17 protein-coding genes are annotated in these 21,331 nt (G+C 62.1%); 3 read left to right on the top strand and 14 right to left on the bottom strand.

The window, feature by feature from the left end:
- Window positions 1-623: Rieske (2Fe-2S) protein (locus tag VJ698_RS14060; RefSeq protein WP_324103403.1), on the bottom strand; the 623-nt coding region annotated here is incomplete at its 3' end.
- Between the two features lie 264 nt (window positions 624-887).
- Between VJ698_RS14060 and VJ698_RS14055 the strand changes: the two genes are divergently transcribed.
- From VJ698_RS14055 to VJ698_RS14045, 3 genes are all read left to right on the top strand, one after another.
- Window positions 888-1,649 (top strand): SDR family NAD(P)-dependent oxidoreductase, encoded by a 762-nt coding sequence (locus tag VJ698_RS14055; protein WP_324103402.1) that lies wholly within the window; start codon window positions 888-890, stop codon window positions 1,647-1,649.
- A gap of 7 nt (window positions 1,650-1,656) precedes the next feature.
- Entirely contained in the window at window positions 1,657-2,397 is a 741-nt protein-coding gene (locus VJ698_RS14050; protein WP_324103401.1) for a ThuA domain-containing protein, read from the top strand.
- Window positions 2,398-2,562: 165 nt separating this feature from the next.
- Window positions 2,563-3,801, top strand: coding sequence for an NAD(P)/FAD-dependent oxidoreductase (locus VJ698_RS14045; RefSeq protein WP_324103400.1), 1,239 nt, complete (start codon window positions 2,563-2,565; stop codon window positions 3,799-3,801).
- Between the two features lie 361 nt (window positions 3,802-4,162).
- Here the strand turns inward: VJ698_RS14045 and VJ698_RS14040 are convergent, their stop codons facing one another.
- The 13 genes from VJ698_RS14040 to VJ698_RS13980 form a co-directional block, all read right to left on the bottom strand.
- The gene (locus VJ698_RS14040; RefSeq protein ID WP_324103399.1) at window positions 4,163-4,993 is read right to left on the bottom strand and encodes an SDR family oxidoreductase; all 831 of its coding nucleotides are present in this window, start codon (window positions 4,991-4,993) and stop codon (window positions 4,163-4,165) included.
- Between the two features lie 55 nt (window positions 4,994-5,048).
- Entirely contained in the window at window positions 5,049-7,022 is a 1,974-nt protein-coding gene (locus tag VJ698_RS14035; RefSeq protein ID WP_324103398.1) for an FAD-dependent oxidoreductase, read from the bottom strand.
- Between the two features lie 182 nt (window positions 7,023-7,204).
- Window positions 7,205-8,014: a sugar phosphate isomerase/epimerase family protein gene (locus VJ698_RS14030; RefSeq protein WP_324103397.1), complete on the bottom strand. Its 810-nt coding sequence runs from the start codon at window positions 8,012-8,014 to the stop codon at window positions 7,205-7,207.
- A complete protein-coding gene (locus VJ698_RS14025) occupies window positions 8,011-8,586 on the bottom strand; it encodes a VOC family protein (RefSeq protein WP_324103396.1) in 576 nt (191 codons plus the stop codon). Before VJ698_RS14025 ends, VJ698_RS14030 begins: the two co-directional genes overlap by 4 nt.
- A gap of 89 nt (window positions 8,587-8,675) precedes the next feature.
- Window positions 8,676-10,640: an FAD-dependent oxidoreductase gene (locus VJ698_RS14020; protein ID WP_324103395.1), complete on the bottom strand. Its 1,965-nt coding sequence runs from the start codon at window positions 10,638-10,640 to the stop codon at window positions 8,676-8,678.
- Window positions 10,641-10,697: 57 nt separating this feature from the next.
- Window positions 10,698-11,036: an NIPSNAP family protein gene (locus VJ698_RS14015; protein ID WP_324103394.1), complete on the bottom strand. Its 339-nt coding sequence runs from the start codon at window positions 11,034-11,036 to the stop codon at window positions 10,698-10,700.
- 108 nt (window positions 11,037-11,144) lie between these two features.
- A complete protein-coding gene (locus tag VJ698_RS14010; protein ID WP_324103393.1) occupies window positions 11,145-12,569 on the bottom strand; it encodes an FAD-dependent oxidoreductase in 1,425 nt (474 codons plus the stop codon).
- 51 nt (window positions 12,570-12,620) lie between these two features.
- Window positions 12,621-15,131 carry an efflux RND transporter permease subunit gene (locus VJ698_RS14005; RefSeq protein ID WP_324103392.1) on the bottom strand — a complete coding sequence of 837 codons (2,511 nt, stop codon included), beginning with the start codon at window positions 15,129-15,131 and terminating at the stop codon, window positions 12,621-12,623.
- Between the two features lies 1 nt (window position 15,132).
- Window positions 15,133-16,212 carry a YCF48-related protein gene (locus VJ698_RS14000; protein ID WP_324103391.1) on the bottom strand — a complete coding sequence of 360 codons (1,080 nt, stop codon included), beginning with the start codon at window positions 16,210-16,212 and terminating at the stop codon, window positions 15,133-15,135.
- Window positions 16,213-16,349: 137 nt separating this feature from the next.
- On the bottom strand, window positions 16,350-17,720 hold the full coding sequence (locus VJ698_RS13995) for a DUF1329 domain-containing protein (protein ID WP_324103390.1): 1,371 nt from the start codon (window positions 17,718-17,720) through the stop codon (window positions 16,350-16,352).
- Between the two features lie 35 nt (window positions 17,721-17,755).
- Window positions 17,756-19,324, bottom strand: a complete 1,569-nt coding sequence (locus VJ698_RS13990) for a DUF1302 domain-containing protein (RefSeq protein WP_324103389.1) — start codon at window positions 19,322-19,324, stop codon at window positions 17,756-17,758.
- 280 nt (window positions 19,325-19,604) lie between these two features.
- Window positions 19,605-20,621, bottom strand: a complete 1,017-nt coding sequence (locus VJ698_RS13985; RefSeq protein WP_324103388.1) for an NAD(P)H-quinone oxidoreductase — start codon at window positions 20,619-20,621, stop codon at window positions 19,605-19,607.
- Window positions 20,622-20,641: 20 nt separating this feature from the next.
- A partial coding sequence (locus tag VJ698_RS13980) for an RHO alpha subunit C-terminal catalytic domain-containing protein (protein ID WP_324103387.1) occupies window positions 20,642-21,331 on the bottom strand: 690 nt, incomplete at its 5' end.

Raw genomic sequence — 21,331 nt, 5'->3', positions numbered from 1 at the left:
CGCTGCTCGGGCTTCCAGCGTTCGAAATGCTGCGGCAGCACGCCGAGGTATTCCTCCAGCGTCGGGCCGCCCGCCTCCTCGCGAATGAAAATGAAGCCGCCCCAGCGCCCGACTTCGGCTTCCGGGAGATTGAGCGGCTGCGCATCCAGGTGGGAAAAGTCCCAGCGCGACGGAATGTTCTTCAGGCTGCCATCGGGATTCCACGACCAGCCATGGTAGGTGCAGCGGAATTCGCCGACTTTGCCGCTGGCGGTGCGCAGCTTGCGTCCGCGATGCAGGCACACATTATGGAAGGCCCTGACCGAGCCGTCGGCCTGGCGTGTCAGCAGATAAGAACGCCCGGCGTTTTCATACAGCACCACGTCGCCGGTATTGAGCATTTCCTCTTCGCGCGCCGCGAACTGCCACACGCGCGGCCACATCTTTTCGAGCTCGCGCTGGAAAAATGCCGGGCTGGTATAGCGATCCGTCGATAGCGGCTCCGAACCGAGGTGACGGTAATTGTCTTTCAGCAGGAAAGCAGGCACTTCACGGCTGTCCGACGCGGCAAGTTCATCCCAGGAAGTCCCAGGGCTGCGCTGGATCAGCATGTCTTCGGTCATTGATTGGTCGTTCTCTGACATCAGTCTCTCCTCTATGGTCTGTGGGGCTAATTAATCGTAATTAATCTCCTCGGCGATAATGTACCCGCTCAAATCAATAAAAACAAGCACGCGTGCTTGTTTTTATATTTTATCTTGTCATACGACAGTATTTCTCCCCATGTATATACGGAGATAGAGGGTAATGTGATCGCACCTTCTCTAACTTAAAGAATCCAGATAGACTGTTTTTAAAATTGGTATTAGACTCGGATTGCGACAACCACCAACAAGGGAAAACACATCATGGATCTGCAACTGAAGGGAAAAAAGGCCATTCTGGCGGGCGCGACCAAAGGTATCGGCCGCGCCGTCGCCGAAGTGCTGGCAGCGGAAGGCTGCGCGATCGAACTTTGCGCGCGTGACAAGGCTGGCGTCGAGGAGGCCGTGCAGCAATTGCGCGAACGCGGCGGTTCCGCCACCGGCGAAAGCGTCGATCTTGGGAATGCCGACGCCTATCGCGACTGGGTGACCCGTGCCAGCGAACGCCTCGGCGGTTGCGACATTTTTGTCTGCTTTGGCTCCGCCGGCGGCGGCGCACCCAGCGAGGAACGGTGGCAAGCGGCCTTCGAACTGGACCTGCTGGCCACCTATCGCGGCATCGACGCCGCCCTCCCCACGCTGGAAAAATCTGGCAGCGCGTCGATCGTCGTCATCTCCACCACGGTGGCGATTGAACCCGCATTCGGACCGCAGCCCTACGCGGCACTGAAAGCCGCCGTCACCAATTACGCCGGCGCGCTCGCCCACAGCCTTGCACCCAAGGGCATTCGCGTCAACACCGTTTCCCCCGGCCCGATCCTCATCGAGGGCGGCGCATGGGACAAGATCAAGGCAGGCCGGCCGGAGTTCTACGAAAAGACCGTCAACCAGGTTCCGCTCGGACGGCTCGGGCAGGCCGCAGAAGTCGCCAATGCTGTCGCCTTCCTTGCCTCCCCCGTCAGCGCCTTTACGACCGGCACCAACCTGGTCATCGACGGCGGCATGACCAAGCGCGTGCAGCACTGAGGAGGCGATGAGCGTGCGTCTGAACTGCGTGTTGATCGCCGGCGGGAAATGGCACGATATCGACTTTGCCCGCCTCGAACTGCTGAAGCTGCTGGCCGAGGACGAGAGGATCCGGGTTCGCGTGTTCGAAGACTATTCGAACCTGGAAGCCATCAACGCCGCCGACTTCCTGGTGAGCTATACCTGCGACGTGACACCCACGGAAGAGCAGCAGGTGGCGCTGCGGAACTATCTTGAACGTGGCGGACGCTGGCTGGCGCTGCACGGGACGAATTCGATCCTGCGCTTCCTGGAAAACGGCAGCATCGACACGCCGTGCACCGCGCCGCTGTTCATCGATACTCTGGGCTCGATGTTCCGCGCCCATCCGCCGATCGGGCCCTTTACCGTGTCGCCCACCGGCCTCGATCATCCCATGGTCAAAGGCATCGAGCCTTTCGAGGTGGTCGATGAGCTCTATCTTTCGACGGTCCATGCGCCGCTCAGCGTGCTGCTGGACACGGAATTCGAAGGTTCGGCGGGCCGTTTCGTGGACAACCAGTGGGAAAAGCAGCGCCATCCTGTCCTCTACCTGCGCCAGCTTGAAAAGGGCGCGGTGATGTATCTCACGCTGGGGCACTGCCGCGGGCATTACGACCTGCAGCCGATGGTCGATTTTTATCCGGAAATCGAGCGCTGCGCTTGGGAGCAGCCTGTCTACTACGAGCTTTTGCGGCGCGGCATTTCCTGGGCCAGGCGAGAGCTGTAAAGCCTGCCATGTCCTTACGACCACAAGCCGTTGTGTCCACACCGGGCAATTCCTTCCCTCCTTCCGGCAGTGCCTTGCCCGGCGCGAGCCGGAAGCACTGCCGCCGCAGCATCCGCGCAAGAGTCGCGCGGTCTGCCGGTACGTCCTCCTGTTACAGGTGAAAGCATGTCCCTTGAATCGAAAATCGTCATCATCGGCGCCGGTCACGCCGGCGGCACCGCCGCCGCCACATTGCGGGAATACGGCCATCGCGGCGCGATTTGCATCGTCGGCGACGAACCTTACCTTCCTTACCAGCGCCCGCCCTTGTCAAAAGCCTTCCTGAAAGGATCGGCCGACACGGCATCGCTGTTTCTCAAGAACGCCGCCTTTTACGCGGAAAACGATATCGAAGTGCGCACCGAGCAAAGCGTCGCCTCGATCGACCGCAGTGCGCGCCGCGTCACCCTCGCCGGTGGCGATGTCCTGCCCTACGATTTCCTGGTCCTCGCGACCGGGGCGCGCGCTCGCCAGCTTCCCGTCCCCGGCGCGAACCTCGGCAACATTCTCAGCCTGCGCGGCATCGATGATGCCGAACGTCTAAAGAAAGCCCTGCAACCCGGGTGCCGCGTCGCCATCGTCGGTGGCGGTTACATCGGCCTCGAGGTGGCGGCCTCAGCGCGTGCCCTCGGTCTGGAAGTGACGATCATCGAGCGCGAAGCGCGCCTGCTGGCACGCGTGGCAAGCGAGCCCCTGGCCAGGTTCTTCGAACGCATCCATCAGCAGCATGGCGTGCGCATTCTGTGCAATGCGCACATGAGTCACTTTGAAGGCGATCGCGACGTCAGTGCCGTATGCCTGGAGGACGGTCAGCGGATTGCCTGCGATGTTGCCCTTGTCGGTGTCGGTGCCCAGCCGCGCGATGAACTGGCACGCGGCGCCGGCCTGCATTGTGAAAACGGCGTAGCGGTAGACCTGGATGCTCGAACAAGCGATCCGGCGATCTTCGCCATCGGCGACCTGAGCTGGCGGCCGATGCCGGTGTATGGTGAGCGCATGGTGCGACTGGAAAGCGTGCCCAATGCCACCGAGCAGGCTCGCCAGCTTGCCTGCGCGGTGGTCGGAAAGCCTCGTCCGGCTGTCGAAGTGCCATGGTTCTGGTCAGACCAGTACGAGGTGAAGTTGCAGATTGCCGGCCTGCCCTTCGATGCCGACCGCCAGGTTGTCCGCGGCTCACCCGAACAGGGCAGGTTCGCCGTGTTTCACTTGCATGGCAACCGCGTCGTGACCGTAGAGGCGGCGGGCTCACCGCTTGATTTCATCGCTGGCAAGCAGTTCATCCTGAACCGGACTGAAGTGTCGCCGGAGAAGCTGGCGGACGTCTCGGTCAAGGCGAAGGATGCGGTACTTGCGGTGCGGGCATAAGAAAACGAGGACATTGCACGGCCGGCTGAATGTCGTTCGGCTGGGCTTGCTTGCACATGTGTGTCATTTCCGCGAAGGTGGGAGCCCATAGTGAGCCTGCGATCCTGCGCAAAATATTCGGGTTGCCGAAGTTCGAAGCGGGTTATGGGCTCCCGCCTGCGTGGGAGCGACGGGGGAAGAGTGCGTGACAAGAACCACCAACAATGCCCGCCCTCGAATGTCTGTTGCAAAGATGTGCCCATCCCATGGCGCCTATGCGAGGACGGCGGGGAACTAAGAGCGTGTTGACGATCTTTGTCGCCCGCACACGCACCTCATTCTGTCAACAAAACTATTCCATACAAGGCCAGAAGATAGCGAATCAGACAGTCGTGCCGCCGTCCACCACAAGAAGCTGGCCGGTCATCATGGCGGCCATATCACTCACGGCAAACAGCGCCACGCGAGCGATATCGTCGGCAAGGTTGAACCGGCCCAGCGGCGCAGACAGGGTCGCAAGCTTATGGCCGGCCTGCTGAATGCTGTCGAGCAGTTCCTCGTTGCCTGGAGATACCGTCAATCCCGGCGCGATCGCCATGACGCGAATGCCATCCTTGCCGAGTTCCATGGCGAGGCTGCGCGTCAGTCCGAGCACGGCGTGCTTGCTGGCGGAGTAGCCGCTCATGCCCGCCTGCCCCTTGATGGCGCCGATGGAGGCAACATTGAGGATGACTGCGCCGCGTCCCATGTGCCGAGCCGCTTCCCTGCAACCGACGTAGACGCCCTTGATGTTGACCTCGTAGATGCGGTCGAGCACCTCCACCTGCGTTTCCCGGATCGGTCCGCTCGGCGGGAAAATGCCCGCGTTGTTCACCCAGAAATCGAGCCTGCCGGTCCGTTCCACGGCATAATCGGCAAGCGCAGCCACGTGCGGAGTGCCGGTCACATCCACTTCCATCGTGGAGATCCGCTTCTGCCATTCCGCCGGCAAGGATGAACGCGCACGCTCAAGATCGACGGTGCGTCGGTCTGCCATGAGCACATGGGCGCCGCTCTCGGCGAGACGACGCGCAATCGCGAGGCCGATGCCGCGCGCCGCCCCCGTCACGACCGCGGTTCGTCCTTCGTGGTCGAGCAGGCGGGTGACCGGACGCGCGGCCACCGCTTCGGCTTCCCTGCGCCCCTGTTCAGTCAGCATCGACATCATATCCATCGTGTTTCCTTTTCTTGATTGCTTGAATATTTCATCGCATCAGATCGTAGCGTGGCTACGCTGCGGCGCCCGCCCGATGTCCCTCGAGCATCGCCTGTTGCAGCTGCCGCGGCGAGCGCGCATCGCCAGCCAGTTCGATGCGCTGCACGTTCGTCCGCAATTCTTCGTACAGGTCGCGCACGGAACGGTTGAGCGACACGAATACCACCAGTTGTGCCGGCAGTACCGTCGCTGCGTCCTCGCCTGGCGAATAGGTCGATCCGATCAGGACGGAATCAGGATCGATCCTCACCACCCTGCTGCGCAGGTGCTGCCGGAACGTCCGCTGGTCCAGCCGGCGCAGCGCCGGTTCGGTCATCAGCGCTGGCTCGACCAGCGGAGCAAATGCGATATGGCGCGATACGTAGTGCACCGTGATGCCACGCTGAACCAGGTACTCGGCTACCGCGATCGCCTCGTAGTGCCCGAGATCGTCCACGACGACGGCGGATTCGACCTTGTCTGCGACCTTCGGATCACTCAGCACTTCCCAGCTCGACCTGACGTGGCGCTGCGCCATGCCCTGCACCGGCTCGCCCGGGTTGGCCATCTGCATGCCGTCCATCCGGGGCACGGAACCGGTCGCAACCACAACGGAGTCCGGGCGCATGCCGAGCACATCGGCTGCATCGACATAAGTGCTCAGGTTGACCTGCACACCGAGGCGGTAGATTTCCTGTTCAAGCCATGTCGCGAGATCGATGATTCCGTGTCGTGTCGGTCCGCGTGCCGCCAGCCGCAAGGCACCTCCGAGTTCTGGCTGCGCCTCGCAGAGCGTGACACGGTGCCCCCGAAGAGCGGCAACACGCGCTGCTTCCATCCCGGCGGGGCCGCCACCGATGACCACCACATGCCGCTTTTCCGTGGCAGGCCGCAACAGATGTTCGCCGAAGCGCAGCTCGTGGCCCACCGCAGGATTGACTACGCAACCCATGCGACCGACGGTCAGCAGATTGCCGACGCAACCCTGGTTGCACGCGATGCAGGGGCGGACCTGTTCCACCTTGCCATCGATCGTCTTGCGAACGAGCATCGGATCGGCAATGGTGGCGCGGGTCATGGCGACCATGTCGGCATCGCCATCGCGTATCGCCTGGTCCGCCTCCTCCAGCGTGCGGAAGCGGCCGACAACGATGCGCGGCACCGAGAGCTCGCGTGTCACCCTTCGGCTCAGGGGCAGTTCGTATCCGCTGGGTTCATGCATCCCGCCAATCATCTTGTCGAAGGCGTGATAACTGCCCTGCGAGACGTGCACGAAATCGATCAGCCCGCGCGATTCCAGCAGGTGGGCAACGCGCAGCACATCCGCCTCATTCCATCCGCCGGCGCTCATGTCGGGCGCGAGGCGCACGCCAACTGCGAAACTGCCGGGCCGCACCGCCGCTCGCACTGCAGTGACCACATCGAGCAGGAAACGAATGCGGTTATCGAAGCTGCCGCCATAGTCGTCTTCGCGCTGGTTCGTCGCCGGCGAGAGGAACTGGTGAATCAGGTAGCCGTGGGCGGCATGTATCTCCACGCCGTCGAGACCGAGTTCCTGGCACATGCGCGCGGTGCGCGCATAGGAATCCACGATCTCGTCGATCATCGCCCGCGTCATCGGCACAGGCGCAACGCCGAGCCGCGGACCGGGAATATCCGACGCCGACCAGGGCGGCCCGCCATCCTGCGGCATGGTGTGATGGCCGCCGTGCCAGATCTGCTGGAACAGTCGCATGCCATGCGGCCGCACCGCGTCCAGCAAGCGCCCGAAGCCTTCGCCGATGCGCGGATCGAAACCATTCAGCCCGCTCGGGCTGCTGGGGTGGACTGCCATGATCTCCAGGATCGACAGGCCGACCCCGCCGCGCGCGCGCAAGGCGTGATAGGCAATCAAGTCATCACTCATCAAGCCGCCGCCGAAGCGCGTGCCGTGGGCGCTGCGTACGACCCGGTTGGGAATGCTTACCCCTCCGATGGATATCGGCTGCAGCACATGTGTCAGTGCCATGCAAAATCTCCTTGAATTAGCGCTCCTGGATTAACCAGATAAAGATGGCCGATAGAGAACCGTAGGGTGGGTTGAGCAAAGCGAAACCCGCCATTGCCCCGGCTACCGACAATGCAGCACCAGCGCTCTCTCCACACCTGCATTGATGCGCGCGGCAAGCCCTATGTCTTTATCTGGACGAACTACTCCATCACGCGGGACTCGAGCCAGGACCTGGTCATCCGCCGCACCACGCTGGCGCGCTCGGCCAGGTCGGGATACGCCTCGCGAAGCCGCTTCGAACGCACCTCTATGCTGAGCGGCAATGCTGCTGGCAACGCCTGTAGCAGGTCTCGAAGCGGCAGCTCGCCTTCTCCCGGGCAGACCCTACGATCGACCGCCTCTTCCCGGATGGCCCCACGGTCGGAGGCAGCCGGTCCCGAAAGGGGCACATCGCAGAACTGCGCATAGCTGAACCAGGACGCAGGCACTTCTCGCAGGTGCGAAGGCAACCCTCCCGAGCGCTGCAAATGCAGCGCGTCCACCAGAAGCGCCTGGTTGGGTTGCGCCGCCCGCTCGAGAATTGCTGCTGCTGCCCCAAGGGTGGGCACGTCGGTGAAGGCGCCGAATTCCAGCGCGACGCGCAGGCTGCTGCGTCTGGCGTATTCGCAAAGCTGGGCGAACTTTTCCACGGTCGCGTCGCGGTCCGGATCGGAGCTGACGACCAGCACATTGGCTGCGCCCAGTTCGGCGGCGATGTCGAGCACGCGCAGGTGATCAGGATTGGCGGGACCTGGGCGCAACCAGATCACCTCGGCATCCAGGACCGACAACCCGCGCTCGCGGACCGCCTGCCGCACTTCACGCGTCGTCTGCGCCGTCCACGTCGATGGCTCGATCCAGAGTCCGACTGCCTCGAATCCCGCCGCCGCGGCCGCTTCCACAGTCTGCAGCGGCGTCGCTTCCGGTACCACCCCCGACGCCAGCGACAGCACGGGCCGCGGCATCATCATTCGCCCCTGCGGCGCACCGGCCTGCTGCCGTCCCAACCGCGCGCGGCCTCGCGGATGCTGGCGAAGAATTTGCGGCCGGCATCGTCACCCTTCCAGAATTCGATCATGGTGCCGGGGCCGCCGTGGGTATCGACATAAATCACTTCTGCGCTGCCGCCACGGAATTGCGCTTCCTGCAGGACGACTGCATCGGCTTCGGCGCAGATGCGTCGCGTTTCTTCCATGTCTTTCACTTCCACGCAGACATGGTGCAGCCCTTGCTGTCCCTGCTGCAGCCAGCTGGTATAGATCGAGGGCTTACTGTCATGCTGCTGGATCAGCTCGATCTGCAGGTCGCCCCAGTAGCCGATCGCGGCGCTGAAATCCAGCGAGGTGGGCTCACCCTTGTATTTGCAGTTTTCCGCCTGGATGTGCTCCATGAGATAGAAGGGGCCCGCGCCCATGGTTTCGGTCCAGAAGCGCAAGGCCGCGTCGAAATCGGCAGGTACGAAGGCAATCTGAAACACCTCGCCGAGCGAAGCCATTTTCGGGTTCATGCGAGGTACTGCAGCGAGCGGATTTGTACTGGTCATCCTGAATCTCCTTGGGTTATGCCGTTCGCCGGAGGCAGAACGGCAAATACATGTTTATTCTTTCCGTATTCTTCCCGGACGGGAGGAAGTCAGATCACTTTCGCGAGGTTGTACGCCTGGCGCGTGGCAAACGAGATACGGCGCGGCGCGTAGGCGTCACCCAGAATGTGCACCTCCCGCAGGCGCGCCTTGAGTGCGTGGTAGAGCGCGTCCTCCGCTTCGCCACCGCAGGCCAGCACGACGGAATCGACATCCCGCAATTCCTGTTCCACGCCCGAATAGACATTGCGCGTCACCACCCGGTTTGCTTCGATCCGCTCGACGCGTTCCATCACGCGGATTTCCACGCCGGCACGCGAGAGACTGGCCAGTGACGCGCCGATCGAATACTTTCCCACCAGCGGCGCGATCGCCGGCGTCTGGTAAATGATGCGCACCTGTTTGCCCTGGTCCGCCAGGAACCCGGCGATCGTCAGCGGTTGCATATGGTCTTCCGTTGCGATCACGATCACCCGGTCGCCTGCATCCTTCAGTCCCAGCATCACATCGCGCCCTTCCAGTACGTTGGGCAGATCGACGCCGTCGATCTCCGGCCTGCGCGGCCGCGCGCCTGTGGCGAGCACCAGCACATCCGGCTTTGCGGCTGCGATGCCGTCGACGGTCGCAGTGCGGTTCAGGCACACCTCCACGCCCAGCTTGTTCAGCCGGCGCCGCTGGAACGCAATGAAGTCGTCGTAGGACTGGTTTTCCCGGGCACGTGCGGCCACACGCATCTGGCCGCCAAGCGCGCTCTCGCGCTCCCACAGGATGACGTCATGCCCCTTTTCGCGCAGAAGGGCAGCCGCCTCCATGCCTGCGGGACCGGCACCGACCACCAGTACCTTTTTTGCTTCGCGCGCGGGCGCCAGCGGCGGCTCATGTTCGTAGCCGGTGCGCGGGTTGACCGAGCAGCCGAACTTGAGGCCCTCGACGAGAATGCGATGCAGGCAATCGTTGGTGCCGACGCAGGGTCGGATGTCGTCCAGCCTGCCCTCGCGTGCCTTGGAGATCAGGTTCCCGTCGGCGAACATGGCACGTGCCATGCCTACCACGTCGGCATAGCCACGCGCGATGATTTCCTCCGCCACCTGCGGGCTGCTGACACGACCGGTATAGACGATCGGCAAACGCAGGGCGTCCTTGAAGCGCCCGGCGGTGTCGGCCCACTGGGCGGGCTTGTAATGATGCGGCTGCACGTAGCTCGGCGCACCCCAGTTGTCACCGATCACGCCGTGAATGTAATCGACCTGGCCGCTCTCCTCCAGGCGTTTGGCGATGGCAATGCCCTCATCCGCATCGTAGCCACCGGCAAACATCTCTTGCATGTTCAGGCGCACGCCCACGCAGAAACCTGGCCCCGTCTTGCTGCGGATGGCGTCAATCACTTCGAGCAGGAAGCGCATGCGGCCTTCGCCGTCGCCGCCGTATTCGTCAGTGCGGCTATTGGTGGCGGGAGAAAGGAAAAGCTCCAGCAGGTCCTCGTGATTGGCGTGCAGCTCCACGCCGTCGAGCCCGGCGGCCTGGATTTCCGCAGCGGAGAACGCGTATTCGTCGATGAACCAGCGAATTTCCTCCTTGTCCAGGACGTGCGGCACGAGGTTGTTCGTATAGTTCGCCAGCTTGCCCGAGGGGCTGTGCGGCATCCCGCCCTGCATGATGATCTGCGCCGTGGCAACGGCACCGTGCTCGTGGCACAGGGCGGCGAAACGGCCGGCGCGCTCGCGGAAATGCGGCAGGCGAAAATAGCCGCCCACCGTTGCTCCCAATCCCTGCGGCTCAAAGCCGGGAATCATGACGGAGTTATCGAGAAAGCAATTCAGGCCGTCGATCCACGCGGCCCCATCTTCGAGGCGCACGCGCCAGTAGGTGAAGAAACGCTCTGCTTCCTCCTCGGTGCCAAATGGATTGCCGGTGACGCGCCCGTGGGGCGGCAACATGATGCGATTGCGCAATTGCATGTTGCCGATACGGAACGGGCTGAACAGGTTCTTCAGTGTTGCGACTGCTTCAGGCATGGTTTGTCTCCTTTGCTGTTCTCGTTTTTGCAAGGGCGAAGCCGAACCGGCTCTCACTCATTCATAGAAGCACTTCAGGCTACCGCCGCGCTTTTCCATGAAGGTGACCGACTCCTCGAGGACAGCCGCCTTGACGACTGGCATCGCCCGCTGGTAGCGCGGATCGTTGCGGTAAGCGTCGCCTTTCATGACGCGCTCGACATGCGCCATGTTTTCCATTTCCCAGATGTCAACCACGACTGCAGGCTTGATCGGCCCGAAACGCTCCACGAAGCAGCCGTGCAGTTTCCATCCCTGGTCTTCCATCAGCGGTATCAGGTCCGACAACAGGACCTCCACGAATTCCTGGCACTTGTAGGCATCCACCTTCATGGTGGCTTTCATGAAAATCGACATGCTCGTCTCCTTGTCTGGATGGGGTAAAAATTCAAAATCGGGAAGCGCCGCAAAACCGTTTGGCATCTTCTGTGGAGCGTATCCCTTTTCGGTTCACGTCGTCTGATGCTACGCAGCCAGCGCCGCTACCGACTGCGCTTCCCGCGCCGCGACCTGGCCTGCCAGCAGGCCGAACACGATGGCGCCGCCGACTGCAAGGCCGCCACCCGCATACCGTGGGCCCTGCCAGCAGCCGAGCACTTCTCCCGCCGCATACAGGCCGGGAATCGGGCAGCCATGCGTATCCAGCACCCGCGTGCTTTCGTCGATGTTGAGGCCGACGCTGGTATTGCCGATGATGGCAGCACGGATTTCAACCGCGTAGAACGGGCCGCTGGCGATCGGGCACAGGATCGGCGCTTTCTTGTAGAAGTGCGTGTCCTTGCCACGCTTAGCGTCGTCGTTGTACACCTTGACCGTTTGTGCCAGGGCGATCGGATCGATGCCCGTGATGCGGGCCAGCTCTTCCAGCGTCGCAGCCTGCTTGACGCGTCCCTTCGCCACCTGATCGCGAATCGTGCTTTCTTCCCAGGTGGGAATGTTCATGCCATTCTTGTACGGGTCGAGATAGGACGTGTCGGCGCTGGCATCGACCAGCGCCTTGTCATCGAAAATCGCCCACACCCGGCGCTCGGTCTGCTCGTTGATCAGGTAGCCGCAGGCGCTGTAGGGCGACAGCTCCGACATGAAGCGCCGGCCTTCCTTGTTGACGACCATGATCCAGGGCGGCAGCCAGGGTTCGAGGGCTTTCCAGAAACCGGAAGTGGGCAACACCAGGCCCGTATCAAAACCGACGATCTCGGCACCGATGTTTTCAGCCATCGTCAGGCCGTCGCCGAGGATGAACGGGTTGTCTCGGTGCACCGCCCAGGTCCATCCCTCGTGCCATGACGAGGGATACAGGCGTTTCAGCATGTCGGGGCTGTTGCCGATGCCGCCCGTGGTGATGATCACGCAGGGTGCATACAGCGCCATGCCTTGCGCGCGCACGCCGACGACATTGCCCTCATCGAAGATCAATGACTCGACGCGGCAGTCCAGCACCGTCTCGATGCCGCGCGCGCCGACCGCATTGATCAGCGGTTCGCCGATGCCTGCGCCGCCACCGGCGCAGGCATGGCCGCGCGCAACGGATTCCACCCCCGAGCAGACCAGGTGCCCGCCGGGGAAATCGGCACCGATGGAGATCAGCCACTCGAGTACCGGCCCCGCTTCGTTCGCATAGTGGGTGACGAGGTCCGGTCGCGTCTTCCACTGGTTCAGCGTCATGATGTATTCGACCATGGCTTCGGGCGTGTCACCGATGACGCCGTGCGTACGCTGCACAGAGGTGTTTGCAGCGTAAAAAACGCCTCCCGAATTGGCCGTCGCGCCACCGAGATGGGTGTCGGCTTCGAGCAGGATGCAGCTCGCTCCGGCATCATGGGCGGCGATTGCCGCAGAGAGGCCGGCACCGCCGCCGCCAACAATGATCACGTCATAATTTCGTTGCATTGATGTCTCCATTCTCGGGTTGTGTGGTAGCGCCGGCGAGCGCCTCACGCATCATGCGTTGACTGCTTTCGCAGAACGAACAGCCTCTTCTTCGTGTGATTCCTCGATCCTGGTTGGCAACTTCCCTTCGCTGTCCACCTCTTGCCCGCCGGCCTTTCCTGTCTTTTCGGCCTTCGAGCGCAACAGGAAATGGGAGAGCGCGGGAATCATGATCAGGGCGCCGATCATGTTCCATACGAACATGAAGGTCAGCAGGATGCCCATGTCAGCCTGGAACTTGATGGGCGACCAGGCCCAGGTGATCACGCCGGCAGCCAGCGTCACGCCGATCAGCGCGACGACCTTGCCCGTGAATTGCATCGCCTTGCGGTAGGCCAGGCGCAGCGGCAATCCTGCGCGCTGGAGCTGCAACTGGACCGACAGCAGGTACAGCGCATAGTCCACGCCGATGCCGACGCCAAGGGCAATCACCGGCAAGGTGGCAACCTTCACGCCGATGCCGAGCATTGCCATCAGTGCCTCGCACAGCACGGAGGTCACGACCAGCGGGATGACCGCCACCAGCACGGCGCGCCAGTTGCGGAAGGTAATGAAGCACAGCAGGACCACCGCCGCGTACACGTACAACAGCATCCGGCGATTGGCATCGTGCACCACGATATTGGTGACCGCCTCGATCCCTGCCGGGCCGGCCGCAAGCAGGAACTTCGTGTCCTTGTTGTCGTTTTCGGCAGCAAACTCCTCCACTGCCGCGACCACACCCTTCAGCGTTTCGGCCTTGTGATCGGCCAGGTAGGCCGATACCGGAATGGTCGAGCAGCCGGTATCCACCGCATCCGGAATATTCGTGATGATCAGCTGCGCCGCGGCTTCCGCCATGCCCGGGCTACTGGGGATCGACATCCATTTCGGATTGTCTTCCTGCATGCCGGAGATGAAATTGGCAGCGGATTCGGACAGGGAGGTCACGGTCTGCACGCCAGGCACGCCGCGCAGTTTCCAGGACAGGTTCTCGACCTTTTTCATCACGATCAGGTCCGAGCACATCTGGTCCGGCACCTTGGCGATGACGACAAACTGGTCGCTGGACAGGCCGTAGCTCTTGTTAATGTAACCAACGTCGCGGTTGTAACGCGAATTAGCCCGCAGCTCCGGTGCACCCGCGTCGAGGTCGCCGATCTTCAGGCCGAGGCTGATCCAGAATCCGACCACCGCCATGACCAACGAAGCGAGCACCGCACCAGTGGCCCAGCGGCGCGTGGTGAAGCGCTCGATGAAACCGATCATGCCGCGCGGCGTCATGTCGCCCTCTGTCGCTTCCCTCGCGAGGCTGCGCTGCGCTGCGTTCGGGCTGACGCCGGCGAACGACAGCATCACGGGGAGCAGCAGCAGGTTGGTGACGATGAGCATGGCCACGCCGATACTGGCGGCCAGCGCGAGATCCTTGATCACCGGGATATCGATGACCATCAGCACACCGAAACCGACGGCGTCGGCCAGCAGCGCGGTAAAGCCAGCCAGGAACAGGCGGCGGAAGGTGTAACGCGCTGCCACATACTTGTGGGTCCCGCGCCCGACGTCCTGCATGATGCCGTTCATCTTCTGCGCAGCATGGCTCACACCGATCGCGAACACCAGGAACGGCACCAGGACGGAATAGGGATCAAGATACATACCGAGCAGGCGCAGCGTGCCGAGCAGCCAGATCACTGCAACGACCGAGCAGGCAAGCACCAGTGCGGTGCTGCGCTGGCAGCGGGTGTAGGCATAAATGATGCCGGCTGCAACCAGTGCCGCGAAGCCGAAGTACTTCAACACCTGGATCATGCCGTCGATCAGGTCACCGATCATCTTGGCGAAGCCGATGATATGGATGTCGACTTTGTCGGCGACGCTGTATTTGGCGCGGATATTCTTTTCCAGTCCGCGCGAGAACGAGCCGTAATCCATGGCCTTGCCGGTTGCCGGATCCTTTTCCAGCAAAGGCACGACGATCATGACGGACTTGTAGTCCTTGCCCACCAGGCTGCCTGCAAGGCGTGCAATATCGATGTTCGAGCGCAGCCTGGCCATGCTGGCCGGCGAGCCGTCATAATCATCCGGCATCACGGCGCCGCCGCGGAAACCTTCTTCGGTTGCCACCATCCAGCGCACGCCCGACATCCAGATCGACTTCTGCCAGGCGCGGTCAACGCCCGGTGTCAGGAACAGGTCGTCGTTGACTTTCTTGACGGTGTCGAGGAACTCGGGCTGAAAAATGTCGCCGTTCTTGCTTTCAATGACCACGCGCACGACGTTGCCCAGGCCACCGAGCTTGTCGCGGTTGTCGAAGTAGTTCTTGATGTACGCATGGCTCTGCGGGATCATCTTGTCGAAACTGGCATTGATGGTCAGGCCCGTTGCCTGGTAGCCGAGGAACAAGGTGAGCAGCCCGCAGACTGCGAGAAACACGAGGCGGTGATTGAACACCAGCCGTTCCAGCCAGTTGCCGCTGCGCTTGTCAAAATCCCGCGGATCGCGGAACACGGGCAGGGCTTCTGTGGATGTGTTTGATACTGCCATCTTATTTCTCCTGAATCGCTTGGTCGCGGATGGTTTCGACGCGAACACCGCGTGCGCCAGCGGCAACGAGGGAATGGTCGCTTGCCGCGGCAACGGAAGCGTATTGCATGGGGCTGCTGGCCGGGATCACGTCGAATCCGCTGCCGTCGCTCTTGTTCAGCAGAATCCTGCCGCCGACGGTCACCAGCGCATAATGCGCGCCGAGCAGCGCGCCGCCGACGACCGAGTCAGGCGCCGGCGTATCGATCTTGCGCCAGGTTTTCGCGCCGTCGGCCGTGGCATAGACATTTCCGCGCAGGCCATAGGCGATCAGCTCCTTGCCGGTATCGAGCAGGCCGAAAAAGCTCCCCTGGTAGGGCGAGGTGATGGCGCTGAAGTATTGTCGCTGCCTGTCCCAGTGCAGCAGCAGGCCGCGCTCGCCGGCGGCGTAGAGTTCGCCTGCGTGGGTCGCAAGCGCATAGAGATGATAGGACTGGGGATTGTCGATCTGCCAGAACAAGGGCTCCCAAGTCTTGCCGCCATCCTGCGTACGGAAGGCATTGTTGAAGGCGCCGACGACGAATCCCTCTTTTTCATTGAGGAACAGGACATCGAGGAAAGGCTTGTCTGCCCCTTCCTCGACGAAACGCGTCACAAGATCCTGGCTTTTCTTCGCCTGCTCCGAGCCTTCCGCGACTGCCTTCTTGAAGGACTTTTCCGCCACGGCGGCGGCCTGTTTTCCATCGAGCTGCTTGACCCAGCTCTTGCCGGCATCGGCAGTGTGGAGCACCACGCCGTCATGCCCGACTGCCCAGCCGTGGGTCGCATTCACAAAGCGCACTGCGACAAGATCGGATGAAACCGGGACAGGGACCTGCTCCCAACTCTGACCGCTGTTTTCCGACACGAGTATGTGCCCGCGCGGCCCGACTGCCACGAGTGCATTGCCGGCTTTGGCGACAGCCGTCAGGCGGTTGGATTGCGCAAACTTCGTATTGACTTTTGCCGGTACGTCCAACGGGCCCTTGTATTCCGCGCCGACGGCAGCGCTGGATGCGAGCAGTGCCAGCAGGAATACGTATCCAAATTTACGATTCAACATAGTTCTTCCACATCAACGGACTGGATCGGGCAGAGCGAGGTGAGGCGAGGCCAGGCGCAATGCAGCGCACACCTCGCCTCACCCGCTGCCGCTACAGCAATCGATTTGTGCAATCGATTTGTGCGATCGATTTGCGTTTACTTGAAAACGATCTTCTTGTTCACGATCAGGTCCGGAGCGAACCTGGAGCGTGCCCAGGGCTCAATCACATAGACGCCGCCCATCGCACCGGAGAATCCATACACGCCGGAGATCATGTCGATGATCATGTTGTCGGTTGCGGCCGGAGCCGGTGCGTCATACAGCGGTGCACCGATCTGCTGGTTGATGTGGAACAGGCGGCCATTCTGGTCGAAATGATCGGACAGGCCGTCGCCCCAGCTATCTTCATCGATATACATGTCGCGCTGCTTGAAGATATGGCGCTTGCCTTCCTTCAGGGTGCCGCGCACATGCCAGACGCGATGCAGTTCCCAGCGCACGCACTTCGGATTCAGATGGAAGGGCGTGAAGCGTTTCTCGCCTGCGCATTCTCCATTCGCGGCCGGATACTGGAAGCGATAGTTGTTGTACGGGATGTACATCTCCTTCTTGCCCATCAGTTTCCAGTCGTAGCGATCCTTCTTGCCGGCGAACATCGCATCTTCATCGAAGGTCATCGCGCCGCCCATCTGCGACACCGGCGTATCGCCGGAGTTGTCAGGCGCCAGGCGCACGCGTCGGGTTGCCGGGCTGTAGTTGTAGGCGACACGCTCGCCGGTCTTCACGTCGTCAAACACGATGGATGAATTGTTCGCCAGGCGCGTCGGTGCGGAATACTCGTAGCTGTAGGAGTAGTAGCGATCCGGCTTGGACTGGGCGGGATCGTAGAAATCCCAGCCGCGGTAGCCCTGGCCTTCGTAGGTCTTGACGATCTCGCCATTCGGCTTGACGAAAAGACCGGCTACGTTCTTCAAGAGATAAGCCGGGGTACGGTAGCGCGTACCGAAGCTCCACATCGCTTCGATGCCGCTCTTCGGTATCGGAAATGCGATGCCGTGGCCGCAGCCGGTCGAGGTGTCCAGGCCCTCGCCGTCGTTGATGACCTTGCAGCGCGTGGCGTTCTTGATCGAGTTTTCCTGCACGCTCTTCGGATACGCGGCAGTGCGACGAGTCTGGAACACCTCGACGTGGAAGGTCGGGTACTTCTTGATCATTTCGATCGTGCCGACGGACAGCTTGTCCTTGTACTTGTCGACATTGCTGGCGTCGATCTTGAACAGCGGCTTGTCGTTGGGGAACGGGTCCGGGCGCCAGCCGGGATTGGACTTGTCGTAGTTCGCCGGGGGCGTGGTCAGGCCGCCGGTGTAGGCCGGAATGGTGCCATCGGCGTTGCCGGCGACTTCGGCGCCCCACGGCGTCAAAGTGGTGCCAAGCTGCTTGAGCTCGGCGGAAGTCAACTGCGCGTGCGCGAGGCCTGCCGCGCCCAATAGCACTGCAATCGAGGTCGATTTCATCATCGATATCATGAAACGCTCCTTGGGAATTTGATTAATTCAATGGTTCAGAACTGATACTTGTATGTGAAGGACACCCAGCCGCGATCGGGCTGTGGGCCCACCGGGGACATGGCATCGTTATAGGCAATGCTGAAGTCGTGCTGGCCGTTGTAGGTCGCGGTGCCGCCGACGGTCCATGAGCCGGCGCCTTCACTGCTGCTGCCGGTGGTGGAGCCGTTGCCCTTCAGGCCGTAGGTGACCGATGCGGTCGCACCCAGGTCCCAGCCCGGCGCAACGGCAGTCCAGGTGGGTGAGACACGCACGGTGGCTTCCCAGTTATTCCTGCTGGAACAGCCGGTCCGCTTGATATCGGCGCCCGGGGCGCAAGGACGGAAGAAAGTGGCGCCGCCGGTCACCTTGTCCAGATGGCTGTATGCCAGTTCGCCGGTGAGGTTTACCTGGCTCCAGAGCGAGTTCTGTCCCCACTGCTTCGCTGCGTTCACCAATGCGTGGTAGGTGTCGCCACGCGCACCCTCGCTCGCGCCATTGAGGATGGTGCTCTTGAGAGCGGCATCCTTGCGGTAGGACGCTTCCGCGCCAACGCTCATGCCCGCGATCAGCGTGCTCAGGCTCACGCCGAACAGTTTGGTGTCTTTCGGATAGACGGCACGGTACGAGGTCGGGGTCAGGCTGAGCGTCGGGCTCTTTTCCGTATAGTTGCGGAAGTAGACGCCGACCACGCCGCCAACCAGGTCGGAGTTGTAACGTGCATTGACGCCCCAATCGTGGCTGTTGTCCGGCTTGCTGATACCGAGATTGGTACGGAAGCCGCCGGTAGCCGGATTGAAGGCGCGATCCGGTCCGCGCAGCAGCATGTCGGAGCTCGCGAGGAAGGTGCCGCCTTCAGCAATGCGGGTAGGAAGCCACTCATAGTGATACATCGCCGCCACAGACAGGTTGTCGTTGACCTGCATGGACGCGTGGATCTGGCCTTCTGGCAGCTGAACTTCCTTGGCATCGATGCCTGGCGATGCCACGGCCTTGAGGCCGTCGATCGGTTGCTGCTGGTTCGAAATGCTATGTGCGCTCAGCACCATCGCTTCGCCCCAGAGATTGACCTGGCGTCCCACCTTCACGTTGGTCTTCATGCCAGCGACGTCGAAGTTGGTGAAGACGAAGGCGTCGAGGATTTCGCCGGACGGTCCGCCATGGAAGCGCTTGGTGTAATCGGAGAAGCGATTGCCGGTGTAATTGCCGAAGGCATCGCGTCCCGGCGGCACGCCCACTGCGCGGTCGAACTCATTGTTGTACCAGGCAGCACCGGCCAGACGGAAACCGGCGATGCCCTTGTAGCTCACGTCGAGCTCGGTCAACCAGTCGAGGCGATTGACCACGACATCGCCCTTGTCATACTTGGCCTGCGTGCTGGCGATACCGCTTGTTTCCCAACCCGCGTTTCGGCCCTCGGCACGCACGCCGACGTTATAGCGCAGCGTGTTACCCCACTGCACCGACATGTCGGGGTTGCCGACGTCGATATCGGCGGCGCCAGCCGTTCCTGCTGCGCCATAGAAGGCCAGCCCGGACATGGCAAGTTTCAAAGCGAGGCGTCGCTTCTTGGTCCTGTTCATCATTCAGTAGTCTCCTGTCGGATTAGGTCTTTTTTCATCGTGATTACAATCGCCTTCCAGCCAGACTTTCCGTATCTGGCGCTCCGGCACCTCCCTGGCTGGCTGTTGAAGAACCCGGCGTGCGATCCGAGGCTGGAGCCAAGGGCGCGCAAACGTTCTTCAACAGTCTGCCAGATGAATTTGGCGCTCGAACCGGTATGGCCCAATCTGCCGCTACGCCAATGGCGCATGCCGGAAGCACGGCGAACTTGCTCGCACGAGCCCGCCCCCGGCTGATACTTTCCTAGTGTGGTCGGCCCCAATCGATGACGATCTTGCCGATGTGCCGGTTGCTCTCCATCAGCCGGTGTGCCTCCGGCCCCTCAGTCGGCGCAAACGTGGCGTAAATCGCGGGCCGGATCTGCCCGCCTGCCAGCAGCGGCCACACGCGTTCCTCGAGCTGACGGGCGATGCCTTGCTTGAACTTCACCGAACGCGCGCGCAAGGTCGAGCCGCTGACCGTCAGGCGCCGCATCAATACCTTGAGCAAATCAACGTGCGTTTCAGTTCCGCCGAGAACGGCAACCAGCGCGAGCCGACCGTCGAACGCGAGACAGTCGATATCGCGCGGGATGTAATCGCCGCCGACGATGTCGAGCACCACGTCCACACCGCGGCCGCCGGTCATGTCTTTCACCACCGCGACAAAATCCTCGGAGCGGTAGTTGATCCCGCGCGCGGCGCCGAGACGCTCCGCAGCGCGGCATTTTTCCTCGCTGCCCGCCGTGGCGAAGACGCGATGGCCCAGGGCACTGGCGATCTGGATCGCCGCCACGCCGATGCCGCTGCCGCCTCCATGCACCAGCAAGGTCTCAAGCTCGCCGTCTTCATTGCGCCCGAGTCGGGCACGGTCGAACACATTGCTCCAGACGGTGAAGAAGGCTTCGGGCAAGGCGGCGGCCTCGACATACGACAAGCCGTGCGGAACGGGCAGGCATTGCGCCAGCGGCGCAACGCAGTACTCCGCATAGCCGCCGCCTGCGACGAGCGCACACACCTCATCGCCTGCCTTGAGTCCCCACGCATTGCTCGAATGCGAAAGGTCACCACCAACGATCTCCCCGGCGATCTCGAGTCCCGGCAAGTCCGAAATTCCCGGCGGCGGCGGGTAATTGCCTTCACGCTGGGACACATCCGGGCGATTGATCCCGGATGCGGCAACCCTGATGAGGACCTCACCTGCGCCGGGAACAGGCCTGTCGCGTTCGACGAGGTGCAAGACTTCCGGGCCGCCGTAAGCGGCAATGGCAATTGCTTTCATTCAGCGCACTCCCGCCCGCGTCAATCGGCCAGGTACTTGTCGAGGGTTTGGTGGAAGTGGCGAATGCGTACTTCCTGGTAATTCGCCAGATGCAGCTGCCTGTTCTTGGAGAGCTTCATGCCCGCCTGGACATGCGGAAGATTGCCCATGTCCTGATCGACGATGCTGCCCAGCACGCCCAATGCTTCCGCCCAGTTCTGACTGTCATCGAGCATCTGCATGCACGCCGAGTCAGGCATGGGCTGCCCCTCGGGAACGAGGGTCAGGATCCGGACCTCCATCAAGGTGTGGTCCTGATCGATCCAGGGGCGCCAGCGATACACGACCGTCGGCGAGAAACCGCCCCACGGCGAAAAATTGGGGAACACGTTATAGGTCAGCGCGTCCTGCACTTCCGCATCACTGGCGTGATCGAGCCCTATGCCCGCAAGTTCGCCAAAGCGCTTGCGGTTGAAATCGCCCATGGCACGGCGTACCGTGACCCCTTCGGGTACGTTGATGGTGCTGTCCTTCGGCACGACGCGGCCGTTGTAGCGCAGGAACGCATCCATTACTTCCTGCTGCTCGAAGTCCTTGTCCGCCAGGTGCGGCGAGGTGACGCCGAACGGTGTGATCGCCAGATTCACATGGTCGCCATACAGCGCGTACTTGCTGTTGGCATCGCCCGTGAACGGCATGATCTGCGGATGGGTCGCCACCACGTGGTAGGC

The sequence above is a fragment of the Noviherbaspirillum sp. genome (genome assembly GCF_035254685.1).
Classification (GTDB): domain Bacteria; phylum Pseudomonadota; class Gammaproteobacteria; order Burkholderiales; family Burkholderiaceae_D; genus Noviherbaspirillum.
The sequence above is the reverse complement of the archived record's forward strand: the minus strand, read 5'-3'. Positions and strand labels throughout refer to the sequence as shown.

Excerpts from the sequence above, each read along its gene's own strand:
- VJ698_RS14055 (WP_324103402.1), top strand. The coding sequence starts at position 888 with ATGGATCTGCAACTGAAGGGAAAAAAGGCCATTCTGGCGGGCGCGACC.
- VJ698_RS14050 (WP_324103401.1), top strand. The coding sequence starts at position 1,657 with ATGAGCGTGCGTCTGAACTGCGTGTTGATCGCCGGCGGGAAATGGCAC.
- VJ698_RS14045 (WP_324103400.1), top strand. The coding sequence starts at position 2,563 with ATGTCCCTTGAATCGAAAATCGTCATCATCGGCGCCGGTCACGCCGGC.
- VJ698_RS14040 (WP_324103399.1), bottom strand. The coding sequence starts at position 4,993 with ATGGATATGATGTCGATGCTGACTGAACAGGGGCGCAGGGAAGCCGAA.
- VJ698_RS14035 (WP_324103398.1), bottom strand. The coding sequence starts at position 7,022 with ATGGCACTGACACATGTGCTGCAGCCGATATCCATCGGAGGGGTAAGC.
- VJ698_RS14030 (WP_324103397.1), bottom strand. The coding sequence starts at position 8,014 with ATGATGATGCCGCGGCCCGTGCTGTCGCTGGCGTCGGGGGTGGTACCG.
- VJ698_RS14025 (WP_324103396.1), bottom strand. The coding sequence starts at position 8,586 with ATGACCAGTACAAATCCGCTCGCTGCAGTACCTCGCATGAACCCGAAA.
- VJ698_RS14020 (WP_324103395.1), bottom strand. The coding sequence starts at position 10,640 with ATGCCTGAAGCAGTCGCAACACTGAAGAACCTGTTCAGCCCGTTCCGT.
- VJ698_RS14015 (WP_324103394.1), bottom strand. The coding sequence starts at position 11,036 with ATGTCGATTTTCATGAAAGCCACCATGAAGGTGGATGCCTACAAGTGC.
- VJ698_RS14010 (WP_324103393.1), bottom strand. The coding sequence starts at position 12,569 with ATGCAACGAAATTATGACGTGATCATTGTTGGCGGCGGCGGTGCCGGC.
- VJ698_RS14005 (WP_324103392.1), bottom strand. The coding sequence starts at position 15,131 with ATGGCAGTATCAAACACATCCACAGAAGCCCTGCCCGTGTTCCGCGAT.
- VJ698_RS14000 (WP_324103391.1), bottom strand. The coding sequence starts at position 16,212 with ATGTTGAATCGTAAATTTGGATACGTATTCCTGCTGGCACTGCTCGCA.
- VJ698_RS13995 (WP_324103390.1), bottom strand. The coding sequence starts at position 17,720 with ATGATATCGATGATGAAATCGACCTCGATTGCAGTGCTATTGGGCGCG.
- VJ698_RS13990 (WP_324103389.1), bottom strand. The coding sequence starts at position 19,324 with ATGATGAACAGGACCAAGAAGCGACGCCTCGCTTTGAAACTTGCCATG.
- VJ698_RS13985 (WP_324103388.1), bottom strand. The coding sequence starts at position 20,621 with ATGAAAGCAATTGCCATTGCCGCTTACGGCGGCCCGGAAGTCTTGCAC.